An 11,512-nucleotide genomic window follows, 5' to 3' on the forward strand; every position below is an offset into this window, starting at 1 on the left:
GGTATTCCCCTGGGTGGTGTCTTAATGAAGGTATTAGCAGGTGGTCGGCAGTAAGCCTAGAGGGCGAAATATTTTAGGCGGTGGGTTTTGTTACGGTTCCGTGCGACAGCCAGTATTTTGCTGCTTTTTATCGGTTTTAAATGACGTCAGGGTGTTTTTTATCGATAAAAAACACCCTGCAGCTCACACGATGGCCTGATTGAGTGAGCGGATCATCGACTGTTTGGCGGTATCCAAATGGCGGTGCAGCGCGTTGATGGCTTCCTGATCGTTACGGCAAATAAGCGCGCTGAGAATGGTCATGTGTTCTTCAATGGCAATGATATTACGCTGTTTAAGATCGGTCTCATCCCACTGATAATGGAAGTGGAAAATCACCGAAATAATCTCCAGCGACTGATTGAAAAAAGGGTTATTGGCGGCGGAAAGGATCAGCTGGTGGAAGTCGCGGTCCAGCTGGGAAAACAGGCGATAATTGTCGCTGATGTCTTCCCGCAGTTGGCGGTGGCGGCTCAGCAGTTCCTTGGCCTGTAGCCAGCGTGGGTCATGCGCCGGCAGATTGATAAAGTGGGACAGGGCGTGCGTTTCCAGCATCTGGCGCAGCTCAAACAGCTGTTCGGCATAACGCTGGTCAAACTGCTTCATGCGCCATTGCCCGCGCTTGCTGCTTTCGATCAGATTGTAACGGCTGAAGTGCAGCAGAAATTCCCGCACCACCACCGGGCTCACATTGACCGCGCGCGCCAGTTGCAGCTCGCTGAAGCTGTCCCCGGCGCGCAGCAGTTTCTGATTAATCATTTGGTAGAACGCTTTTTCGAACCTTTTTCCCTGTTCGTCCAGAGAAGGGCTTTGGCAGTCGAAGCCGTCTTCCGGCTGTGGCTGGCGTAAAATCACATAGTCGTCGCCGACCTTTTCCAGCACGCCGCGTTGGAACAAATGCGTCAACGTATGGCGCACCGTGGTGCGGCTGATATTGTACATTTCGGCCAATGCGGCCTGGGACGGCAGCGGAGAGCGCAGGTGGCTATTGTTGATGCTGTCGATCATCTGGTTAACCACGTTGTGGCGCAGGTTCTGGGTTCTGCTCATGCGAGCCTCGGATGTTTTTTATCTATTTAAAACCAATTTAAAGCGGTTTATTTTGTACTGCTTCACAGATTTCGCCTCCGACTTCATGCTTGCCGGCGCTTTTATTTAATAACTCTTCCCATAAATAAAGGGGAGGTTATGAAAACAATGAAAGTATTAGTTCTCGAGCAACCAACGAAATTAATTTATCAGCAGCGTCCGGCACCTATTCCTGCGCAGGCCGAAGCGGTAATCAAAATGATTACCGTGGGTATTTGCGGCACGGATATTCACGCCTGGTCCGGTCAGCAACCTTTCTTTAGTTATCCGCGGGTCCTGGGCCACGAAATATGCGGCGAGATTGTCAGCCTGGGCAGTCAGACGGCCGGCTGGCAGGTAGGGCAGCGCGTGACGGTGATGCCCTATCTTTCCTGCCATCATTGCGGTGCCTGCCAGAGTGGCAAAACCAACTGCTGCGAGAATATTTCGGTGATTGGCGTACATCAGGACGGCGGCTTTTGCGAGTATCTCAGCGTGCCGGTCAGCAACCTGCTGGCGGTGGACGACGTGGCGCCAGAGGCCGCAGCCCTGATTGAGCCGTTTGCCATCAGCGCTCATGCGGTTCGCCGCGCGGCCATAGCGCCGGACGATCCGTTATTGGTGGTGGGAGCCGGGCCCATCGGCCTGGGGGTGGCGGCGATCGCCAAGGCTGACGGGGCGCAGGTGGTGGTGGTTGATACCAGCGCCGAACGGCGGCGGCATGTTGAGCAGGTGCTGCAACTACCGACGCTCGATCCGCAGGATGACCAGTTTGAAGCCCGGCTGCGCGGCCATTTTGGCGGCATGCTGGCGGCTAAAGTGATCGATGCCACCGGCAGCCGACAGGCGATGAACAATGCCGTCAACCTGATCCGTCACGGCGGTAGCATCGTTTTTGTTGGGCTGTTCAAGGGGGATTTGCAATTCTCGGACCCCGAGTTCCACAAAAAAGAAACCACCCTGATGGGCAGTCGCAATGCGACCGAAGAGGATTTCGCCAAGGTCGGCCGTCTGATGGCGGCAGGCGCGATCACCGCCCGAATGATGTTGTCCCACCATTTCGATTTCGACAGCCTGGCGCAGCATTATGAAGAGCAGGTGATCAATAACAAGCAGCTGATTAAAGGCCTTATTCGCTTTTAACCCCAGCGGGAAATGGCGGCATTCGTCATTTCCCGGCCATAAAACCATCATCCCGTTGTCACAAAGTTATTCGTTAATAGGTGCCCATAATGATTAGTCACTGAAACCAGAGAAATCATATGGGTCAGGCACAGTTAAAACTAGCAACTACCGACTTTCCAGGGCAACAACCGCTATCATCCCGCAAGGTGTTATCGGTAAAAGGCTTGGGCAAAGCTTATAAATCACAGCAACGGGTGCTGGACGATATCAACTTCGACCTGCACGTTGGCGAGTTCGTGGCGGTGATCGGCCGTTCCGGCGCCGGTAAATCTACACTGCTGCACACCCTGAACGGCACCATACCTTCGAGCTGCGGCGAAATGCTGCACTTTGAAGATGACGGTGTGGCACTGGACATCGCGCAGCTGGGCGCCCGCCAAATGCGCCAATGGCGTGCCCGCTGCGGCATGATCTTCCAGGACTTCTGCCTGGTACCGCGGCTGGACGTGATAACCAACGTGCTGTTGGGCCGTCTGAGCCACACTTCTACCCTGAAATCCTTCTTCAAACTGTTTGATGACGCTGACCGCGCCCGCGCCATCGAACTGTTGCAATGGCTCAATATGCTGCCGCATGCGTTGCAGCGCGCCGAGAACCTGTCCGGTGGCCAGATGCAGCGCGTAGCGATCTGCCGTGCGCTGATGCAAAACCCCAAAATTCTGCTGGCCGATGAGCCAGTGGCCTCACTCGATCCAAAAAACACCCGCCGCATTATGGATGCGCTGCAAAAAGTCAGTGAAAACGACATCGCGGTGATGGTGAATCTGCACTCGGTCGAACTGGTGAAAGAATATTGCACCCGGGTGATTGGTATTGCCCAGGGCAAAATTGTGTTTGACGGTCATCCGTCGCAACTGAACGAACGGATACTGCACCAGCTGTATGGCGAGGACGCCAATCAGATCCATTGAAACCCTTATTTTCACTTTTACCTTACACACACAAGGCAGCGTAATGAAAAAAGTATTGAGTCTGACCACCCTGATGGCCGGCGCGATGATGGTATTTAACGCTACTGCAGCGGACGCACCCAAAGTACTGAATCTGGGCATTCTCGGCGGACAAAACGCCACCCAGCAAATTGGTGATAACCAGTGCGTTAAACAGTTCCTGGACAAGGAGCTGAGCGTTGACACCAAGCTGCGCAACTCTTCCGACTATTCCGGCGTCATTCAGGGTCTGTTGGGCGGCAAGATTGACCTGGTGTTAAGCATGTCGCCGTCGTCGTTTGCCTCGGTGTACATCAAGGATCCGAAAGCGGTGGATATCGTCGGCATCGCGGTTGATGACGTCGACCAATCCCGTGGTTACCACTCGGTGGTGATCGTTAAAGCCGGTAGCCCATATAAAAAGCTGGAAGACCTGAAAGGCAAGGCCGTGGGCTTCGCCGATCCGGATTCTACTTCCGGCTTCCTGATCCCGAACCAGGAATTCAAGAAACTGTTTGGCGGCACGGTAGACAACAAATACAACAATACTTTCTCCAGCGTGACCTTCTCCGGTGGCCATGAGCAGGACGTCCTCGGCGTGCTGAACGGTCAGTTCGAAGGCGCAGTGACCTGGGCGTCGATGATCGGCGACTACAACACCGGCTACACCAGCGGCGCGTTCACCCGCATGATCCGTATGGATCACCCGGACCTGATGAAACAGATCCGCATTATCTGGCAGTCTCCGCTGATCCCGAACGGCCCAATCCTGGTGAGCAACGCGCTGCCGGCAGAGTTTAAGGCCAAAGTCGTCACCGCGATCAAGAAGCTGGATAAGGACGATCACCAGTGCTTTATCAAAGCTATGGGCGGCAAACAGCACATCGGCGAGACCACCCTGGCGGAATACCAGAACATCATCGATATGAAGCGTGAGCTGACCAAAGGCGACCGTTAATACTGCCGGGGTTCAGCCTGTCTGAACCCCGTTGAATGACTCACGTCGGAAGCCTATACCCAATAGATTTCACATCGCAGGTAGGCGGCAACTGAGTGAGGCCTCAGGAGCTTGGCATTACCAAGTGACTGGGGGAGTGACAAATCTGCCGGGAGCAGATTTGAACGCTGCTTGCAGCGGCCCCGTCAGGGGTGAGGCCCAGGGGATGGGCCGAATAACGCAGTCAACACCCCTGCGATTTGAAAGATGAAGGGTATATTTTGAATAAAGATTTTACGCACTATTACCAGCAAATCCGCAGCAAGCAAAAACGCGAGACGTTGATCTGGTCGCTCGGCCTGGTGGTGCTCTATCTGGGCGCCGGCAATATCGCCGAGTTCAACTTGCACACCGTATGGGTGTCCATCCCTCATTTCTTTGATTATCTGGCAGAAACCATCCCGACCCTGCACTGGAAGTTGCTGTTCGCTGACGGGCACACCGAGGGGTCATTGGCCTACTGGGGTTACCGGCTGAACATTCAACTGCCGCTGATCTGGGAAACGCTGCAACTGGCGCTGGCGGCGACCGTTCTTTCGGTGCTGGTGGCGGGCGTTTTGGCGTTTCTGGCGGCCAACAACACCCACAGCCCGGCAACGCTGCGTATGGCGATCCGCACGCTGGTGGCCTTTTTACGCACCATGCCGGAGCTGGCGTGGGCGGTGATGTTTGTGATGGCGTTCGGTATCGGGGCCATTCCGGGCTTTCTGGCATTGGCGCTGCACACCATAGGCAGCCTGACCAAGCTGTTTTATGAGTCGATTGAAACCGCCTCCAACAAGCCGGTACGCGGGCTGACGGCCTGCGGCGCGACACCGTTACAGCGCATGCGTTTTGGCATGTGGCCACAGGTGAAGCCGGTGTTTCTTTCGTACAGTTTTATGCGGCTGGAAATCAACTTCCGTCAGTCGACCATTCTGGGGTTGGTGGGGGCGGGCGGCATTGGCCAGGAGCTGATGACCAATATCAAGCTCGATCGCTACGATCAGGTCAGCATGACGCTGTTGCTGATTATCCTGGTGGTTTCGATGCTCGATTACACCTCAGGTGAATTGCGCAAACGCGTCGTGGAGGGGAAAAAATGATAACGGCACCCACTATTTCGACGGAAAAGCTGCAAACGCTCAAACAGCAGCACCCGGAGATCTTCTCACAGCAACGCCGCTACCTGCGCACCATCGGTATTGTGGCGGCGGCTATCGCACTGTATTACCTGTTCTTCTTCCAGTTCTTTGGCATAGCCTGGCCGCAGTTTATTAACGGCTGTCATCAGCTTGGTCGTTATTTCATGCGTATGTTTGTCTGGCATGATTTCGTCAACTGGCCGTTTATGTACTACTTCCAGCAGATATTTATCACCATCGGCATAGTGTTTGCCGGCACTATTACTGCCTCGTTGATTGCCTTGCCGCTGTCGTTCTTTGCCGCACGCAACGTGATGTCGACGCCGTTACTGCGGCCGATTTCGGTACTGGTCCGCCGCCTGCTGGATATCCTGCGCGGCATCGACATGGCCATTTGGGGGCTGATTTTCGTTCGTGCCGTTGGCATGGGGCCGCTGGCCGGGGTATTGGCTATTGTAATGCAGGACGTCGGGCTGCTCGGCAAACTCTATGCCGAAGGGCACGAAGCGGTCGATAAATCCCCCAGCCGCGGTCTGACGGCGGTCGGTGCCAACGGCCTGCAAAAGCACCGTTACGGTATCTTTACCCAGTCGTTCCCCACCTTTCTGGCGCTCAGTCTGTACCAGATTGAATCCAACACCCGATCTGCAGCGGTGCTGGGGTTTGTCGGTGCCGGCGGTATCGGCCTGGTGTATGCGGAGAACATGCGGCTGTGGAACTGGGACGTGGTGATGTTTATCACCCTGATCCTGGTGGTGGTGGTGATGATAATGGATAAAGTGTCATCCATCCTGCGCAATAAATACATCATTGGCGAAGACATCCCGCTGTATCAGCAAAAAAGCCAAATCGATTGAGAAACCCCGCTCTGATCCCTATACTGCCGCACATATTCAACTGTGCGGCCGTTTTTTGTCAGCCCCTCGCGTTAATTACCCAAAGTAATTGGAATTGCGGCAAGGCGGCAACTGAACGAATGCCAATGAGCTGACTAAATTCAGCGATTTGGGTGAGTGAAGGCAGCCAACACCGCCGCAGTTTCAAGTACAAAGGGTAAAGGCAATTACATGATTAACAATGACGTACTGCGCAGCGTGCGCTACATGCTGGGTATCAACGACGCGAAAATGGTTGAGATTATCAAGCTGGATAATTTCGACGTTGCGGTCTCGGCAATGAGCACTTACGTCATCAAGGAAGGTGAGCCGGGGTTCGAAAACTGCCCGGACGAAGTGATGGCGCACTTCCTGAACGGTCTGGTGTTCTTCAAACGCGGCAAGGATGACAAGTTCCCGGCACCGGAAGTGGAACTGCCAATCACCAACAATCTGGTGTTGAAAAAGCTGCGCGTAGCCTTCGAGTTGAAAGATACCGATATGCACGAGATCTTCACCGCGGTTGATTTCCGTATTTCCAAGCCGGAATTGAGCGCGCTGTTCCGCAAAGAAGGCACCAAAAACTTCCGTCCTTGTGGCGATCAGATGCTGCGTTATTTCCTTAAAGGTTTGGCGCAGCGCATTCGCGGCGTAAAATAACACGTTTGGAAAGCTTCAAGCGCTGTCGCAAGACGGCGTTAGTCATGACGGCGCCGGGTTTATCCCCGGCGCCGTTTTAGCTTAGGAGATATCGCGTACCAGAATATTGGTGGGCGGATGCAGACTGATATTGATCTGTTTTTCCGCCGCCGTTTGGCGGTATTCATTGAGCATTGCACGGATATCGTCGTCCAGATAATTAATCCCTTCGCAATCAATAATCACCGTGCTGTTGTGTTCAATCTGCCCCAGCAAATGCTTCAACCGCATCTTATTGAGGAAGGTCAGGTTTTGCTGACACTGCAGCAGATAATGGTCGTCGTAGCGGGTCAGCCGCAGGGCGTGACGGTTGCTTTGATACAGGCTCCACAGCAGTTGCGCTACCAGGCCGATGGCAATACCCGCCAGCATGCCAAACGCCAGAATACCGCCCAGGGTGGCGGCAAAGGGGACGAACTGTTGCAGGCCCTGACGCCACAGAGTGATAAAAATACGTGGGTGCGCCAGCTTAAAACCGGTGTAGATCAGGATTGCAGCCAGGCTGGCCAATGGAATGTTGTTGAGCAGTTCGGCAAACAGCAAGGCGCTGAGCAACAACAGCACGCCATGCAGTAAAATAGATACCCGGCTGCGTGCACCGGCCTGCACGTTGGCAGAGCTACGTACAATGACGGCGGTAATCGGCAAACCGCCCAGCAGCCCACTGATGCAGTTGCCCACCCCTTGCGCGCGCAGTTCTTTATCGGGTGACGGTTCCGGCATCATCGGCGCCATCTTTTTCAACGCTTCCTGACTCAGCAGGGTTTCCAGACTGGCAACTATCGCCAGAGTAATGGCGACCAGATAGACCGACGGGTTACGCCATGCCTGCCAGTTGGGCAACGAAAATTGCCCTTGCAGCGCTTCAACGCTATCGACCGCCGGCAATTCAATTCGTGGCAGCGTGCCGATGGCGGGCCAAATCCTCTCGCCCAGCCAGACAAACAGACAGCCCCACAACACGGCGACCAGCGGGCCAGGCAATGCCGTCAGCCGCAGGCGTTGTTTGAGCGATGACTTCCCCCAAAAAACAATCAGTAGCAGTGCCCCCAGCGTCAGCATGACCGCCGCCGGGGCAATATCCCCACGGAGTTGCTCGGTGGACGGTTTTTCACTCAGACCCTGCCCAGACGGGTAACCCATTGCCAGCGGCAACTGTTGCAGGATCAGTAAAATGCCGATGGCGGCCAACATGCCGTGGATCACGGCTCCGGGGATCAGTGCTGCCAGTTTGCCGCCGCGCAGCAGGCCGAAGGCCAGTTGCAGTATGCCGGCCAATAGCAGGGCGAATAAGAAGGTGGAAAAGTCGCCCAGCGTCAACATGGCACCGGTGACAATGGTCACCAGTCCGGCGGCCGGGCCGCTGACCGAAAACGGCGAAGGGCTGAGCAGGGTAACGACGATGCCGCCAATCACGCCGGTGAGCAGGCCAACGAACGGCGGGACACCGCTGGCTTGTGCAATGCCCAGACTGAGCGGCAGGGCGACCAGAAAGACCACCAGCCCGGCGGGCAGGTCAAAACGCAGATCGGCACGATTCATGTCACCCTCCCGGCAGCGTTGCGTTGTTCCAGCACATTCAAAAATCCGTTATGCATATCGTAAATGCAGCCGACCAGCGTCAACCCGGCATTGTGTCGCCAGGCGCGTTGTATTAACTGGGTTTTGCTAAGGGTATTGAGCTGGAGCTGTACGTTGGCGTGGGCTGCTTTATTCAGGTCGTCGTCATGGGTATCGGTCTCAGCCGGCAAATGCGGCTCCAGTGTGGCTCGTAGCGCATTGAGACGGCGTGTGAGTGAGTCCTTACTGGGGGTGTGACGGCTGCTCAGGGCAGCTTTGATCCCACCGCAACCGTAATGCCCGCAAATCACGATGGCTCCCACCTCCAGATGCTCGACCGCGTATTGCACCACGCTCATCAAATTATCATCCTGTTCTTCGACCACGTTGGCGATATTGCGGTGTACAAACAGCTCACCGGGTTGTGCACGAACAATAGTTTCGGCGGGAACCCGGCTGTCGGAGCAGCCAATCCACAGAATGTGCGGTTTCTGCGCCTGTGCCAACTGTGGGAAGAAATTGGGATCGCGCGATTGTTGCTGAGTTGCCCAACTGCGGTTTTTGACCAGCAGATGATTAATGGATGTCATGAAAGCTCCTTGGGTCAGGGGATTTGGCAGCGAGAAAATTCGGCACTGACGTGCAGGCCGTCGCCACTAGCAAAAACGTCTGTCCAAGGTTAGTTCAATCACCTCACCAATGATAAGCAGGGTTTGTGTAAAGTTTTCTATATTGAGGCGGCTCTGGTTGGTTATCAGCCTTTTAATGCTATTAGGTTATAAATATATGTCGGTTATTTATTGGTTTTTAATTCTGAGTTTTTAATGCATGCCAAAATATATGTAATGCTTTAATTGGTTACTGTAATTCATTATGCTTTTTGTGTTTTGGCTTGAAAGTTGGTTGATCGCATTGTTATGTAACTAAATAATTTATTATATCCACAGGCTAATGATTTCTGATTAATCGTAAATGGGTATTCCATTGCACGCATTTAATCTAGGGTTAATTAATGAAAACCATTTTGGCATATCGCCATAATGCAATTTATTGCACCTTTTTTGTTCGCCAGTTGCCCACGGCTGGTGCAGATTTTTGCCGTTTTACTATAAGTTTTTCTTATATTTTATTGAAATCAGCCGATTAAAAATTGGCACGCCGGTTGCTGTATGAATCCCATCTTGTGTACCAGATGGAATTTTGCCGATGACTCAGTCCGTTAGCCTACGCGGTTTCACCCTCAGCGAATGGCAGCACCATTATCATACCCGCCCCGCCGGCGAGCGCATGGCCTGCGTGCGCACCACGCTGGTTGCCTTGCTGGCCAATTTGCCAGCGGATGACAATGCCTGGCTGTATCTTGCCAGCGCGGCACAACTGGAGGCGCAGTACCAACAACTGGCCCAACGGCTTGAAGCCGTCGCCGGGGATATCAGCCGTCTGCCGCTGTTTGGTGTGCCCTTTGCGGTCAAAGACAATATCGACGTTGGCGGCTGGCCAACCACTGCCGCCTGCCCGGAGTTTGCCTATCAGGCGGCGGCGGACGCAACCGTCGTTGCCAATCTGCGCGCCGCCGGTGCGCTGGTGATCGGTAAAACCAATCTCGATCAGTTCGCTACCGGCCTGGTCGGCACCCGCTCGCCGCACGGCGCAGTGGTGAACAGTTTCGACAGTCGTTACGTCAGCGGCGGCTCCAGTTCCGGCTCGGCCTCTGTGGTGGCGCGCGGCCTGATGCCGTTCTCATTGGGTACCGATACCGCCGGTTCAGGGCGCGTCCCGGCCGGATTCAACAATATTGTCGGCCTGAAACCGACCAAGGGCTGTTTGTCGAACCGTGGCGTGGTACCCGCCTGTCGGCTGAATGATACGGTGTCGGTATTCGCACTGACGGTGGCCGATGCCGCGCTGGTGGCCGAGCTGGCCGGTGGCTATGACCCGGCCGATGCCTATTCCCGTATCAATCCCCATACCGCCCCGGCGAGTCTCCCGGCGGCTCCCCGCTTTGCGGTACCGGCGCAGCTCGAGTTTTTCGGCGATACCCAGGCCGAGCAGGCATTTCAACGGGCACTGGAGCAGCTGCAAGGCTGCGGCGTAACGCTGGAAACCCTCGATTTTACCCCGTTCCGCGTTCTGGCGGATCAGCTCTATTACGGCCCCTGGGTGGCGGAACGCACCGTGGCGGTCGAGACAATATTGAGCGCCAATCCGCAGGCGATTAATCCGGTGGTGCGCGGCATCGTCAATAACGGCCTGAAGTACAGCGCCTGTGACGCCTACAAGGCGGAATATCTGCGTGCCGAGCTGGCGCGGCAGATTGAACAACGGCTGGCTCCCTTCGACGCACTGGTGGTGCCGACCTCGCCGACCATTCGCACACTGGCGGAAATGGAGCAGGAGCCGGTGTTGTTCAACTCGCAGTTTGGTACCTACACCAATTTCACCAACCTGGCCGATCTGAGCGCGCTGGCACTGCCTGCGCCGATACGTGACGACGGCCTGCCTGCCGGTATCACACTGGTTGCTCCGGCCTGGCACGATCGGGCGCTGGCGTCGTTCGGTTTGCGCTGGCAACAGACTCAGGATCTGCCGTTGGGTGCGACCGGCCGCGCGCTGCCGCCGCTGAATTCTTTGACGCCGTCGGCTCAGCACGTGCAGGTAGCGGTGGTTGGCGCACACCTCAGCGGGATGCCGCTGAATTTCCAACTCACGCAGCGTGCCGCGATGTTGCTGGAGCAAACCACCACCGCGCCGTGTTACCGGCTGTACGCGCTGGCCAATACTCAGCCGCCAAAGCCGGGGCTGGTCAAAACCGAGCAGGGGGCCGCAATCCGCGTGGAACTGTGGGAGATCCCGCTGGCGCGTTTTGGCGAATTGGTGGCGGAAATCCCGGCGCCGCTGGGTATCGGCACGCTGTTGCTGGCGGATGGTCGCCGGGTGAAAGGCTTTATCTGCGAACCCTGGGCGCTGCAGGGTGCCACGGATATCACTGAATTTGGCGGCTGGCGCAACTACATCGCCAGCCAGAAGGAGGCCTGA

The 11,512-nt window shown here is 55.4% G+C and carries 10 protein-coding genes; 7 read left to right on the forward strand and 3 right to left on the reverse strand.

All coding sequences use genetic code 11. The features are described from left to right. Positions 1-183: 183 nt before the first annotated feature. Complete coding sequence (locus OCH02_RS09280) at positions 184-1,089, reverse strand: GntR family transcriptional regulator (protein WP_261430954.1); 906 nt, start codon at positions 1,087-1,089, stop codon at positions 184-186. A 138-nt stretch (positions 1,090-1,227) separates the two neighbouring features. Between OCH02_RS09280 and OCH02_RS09285 the strand changes: the two genes are divergently transcribed. The 6 genes from OCH02_RS09285 (at position 1,228) to OCH02_RS09310 (ending at position 6,877) form a co-directional block, all read left to right on the forward strand. Beyond that, positions 1,228-2,250 (forward strand): zinc-binding alcohol dehydrogenase family protein, encoded by a 1,023-nt coding sequence (locus tag OCH02_RS09285; RefSeq protein WP_261430955.1) that lies wholly within the window; start codon positions 1,228-1,230, stop codon positions 2,248-2,250. A 119-nt stretch (positions 2,251-2,369) separates the two neighbouring features. After that, positions 2,370-3,203 carry a phosphonate ABC transporter ATP-binding protein gene (phnC, locus tag OCH02_RS09290; RefSeq protein ID WP_261430956.1) on the forward strand — a complete coding sequence of 278 codons (834 nt, stop codon included), beginning with the start codon at positions 2,370-2,372 and terminating at the stop codon, positions 3,201-3,203. A 43-nt stretch (positions 3,204-3,246) separates the two neighbouring features. Beyond that, positions 3,247-4,179, forward strand: coding sequence for a phosphonate ABC transporter substrate-binding protein (gene phnD, locus OCH02_RS09295; protein ID WP_174353073.1), 933 nt, complete (start codon positions 3,247-3,249; stop codon positions 4,177-4,179). Between the two features lie 260 nt (positions 4,180-4,439). Further along, positions 4,440-5,303, forward strand: a complete 864-nt coding sequence (phnE, locus tag OCH02_RS09300) for a phosphonate ABC transporter, permease protein PhnE (RefSeq protein ID WP_261430957.1) — start codon at positions 4,440-4,442, stop codon at positions 5,301-5,303. Next, on the forward strand, positions 5,300-6,199 hold the full coding sequence (gene phnE / locus OCH02_RS09305) for a phosphonate ABC transporter, permease protein PhnE (protein WP_012005846.1): 900 nt from the start codon (positions 5,300-5,302) through the stop codon (positions 6,197-6,199). Before phnE (OCH02_RS09300) ends, phnE (OCH02_RS09305) begins: the two co-directional genes overlap by 4 nt. 210 nt (positions 6,200-6,409) lie before the next feature. Further along, positions 6,410-6,877, forward strand: a complete 468-nt coding sequence (locus tag OCH02_RS09310; protein WP_174353070.1) for a DUF1456 family protein — start codon at positions 6,410-6,412, stop codon at positions 6,875-6,877. A gap of 81 nt (positions 6,878-6,958) precedes the next feature. On the opposite strand, the gene OCH02_RS09315 is transcribed toward OCH02_RS09310, so the two are convergent. Both OCH02_RS09315 and OCH02_RS09320 read right to left on the reverse strand, forming a co-directional pair. Then, a complete protein-coding gene (locus tag OCH02_RS09315; RefSeq protein WP_261430958.1) occupies positions 6,959-8,458 on the reverse strand; it encodes a SulP family inorganic anion transporter in 1,500 nt (499 codons plus the stop codon). Further along, positions 8,455-9,066, reverse strand: coding sequence for a carbonic anhydrase (locus OCH02_RS09320; RefSeq protein WP_261430959.1), 612 nt, complete (start codon positions 9,064-9,066; stop codon positions 8,455-8,457). Before OCH02_RS09320 ends, OCH02_RS09315 begins: the two co-directional genes overlap by 4 nt. A gap of 616 nt (positions 9,067-9,682) precedes the next feature. On the opposite strand from OCH02_RS09320, the gene atzF reads away from it, so the two are divergent. Then, positions 9,683-11,512, forward strand: coding sequence for an allophanate hydrolase (gene atzF, locus OCH02_RS09325; protein ID WP_261430960.1), 1,830 nt, complete (start codon positions 9,683-9,685; stop codon positions 11,510-11,512).

Origin of the sequence: Serratia quinivorans, from assembly GCF_946227985.1 — a bacterium.
In the GTDB taxonomy this organism is placed as follows: domain Bacteria; phylum Pseudomonadota; class Gammaproteobacteria; order Enterobacterales; family Enterobacteriaceae; genus Serratia; species Serratia quinivorans_A.

Coding starts and splice junctions, on each gene's coding strand:
- atzF (WP_261430960.1), top strand. CDS start 9,683: ATGACTCAGTCCGTTAGCCTACGCGGTTTCACCCTCAGCGAATGGCAG.
- phnE (WP_012005846.1), top strand. CDS start 5,300: ATGATAACGGCACCCACTATTTCGACGGAAAAGCTGCAAACGCTCAAA.
- phnC (WP_261430956.1), top strand. CDS start 2,370: ATGGGTCAGGCACAGTTAAAACTAGCAACTACCGACTTTCCAGGGCAA.
- OCH02_RS09320 (WP_261430959.1), bottom strand. CDS start 9,066: ATGACATCCATTAATCATCTGCTGGTCAAAAACCGCAGTTGGGCAACT.
- OCH02_RS09310 (WP_174353070.1), top strand. CDS start 6,410: ATGATTAACAATGACGTACTGCGCAGCGTGCGCTACATGCTGGGTATC.
- OCH02_RS09315 (WP_261430958.1), bottom strand. CDS start 8,458: ATGAATCGTGCCGATCTGCGTTTTGACCTGCCCGCCGGGCTGGTGGTC.
- phnD (WP_174353073.1), top strand. CDS start 3,247: ATGAAAAAAGTATTGAGTCTGACCACCCTGATGGCCGGCGCGATGATG.
- OCH02_RS09285 (WP_261430955.1), top strand. CDS start 1,228: ATGAAAACAATGAAAGTATTAGTTCTCGAGCAACCAACGAAATTAATT.
- OCH02_RS09280 (WP_261430954.1), bottom strand. CDS start 1,089: ATGAGCAGAACCCAGAACCTGCGCCACAACGTGGTTAACCAGATGATC.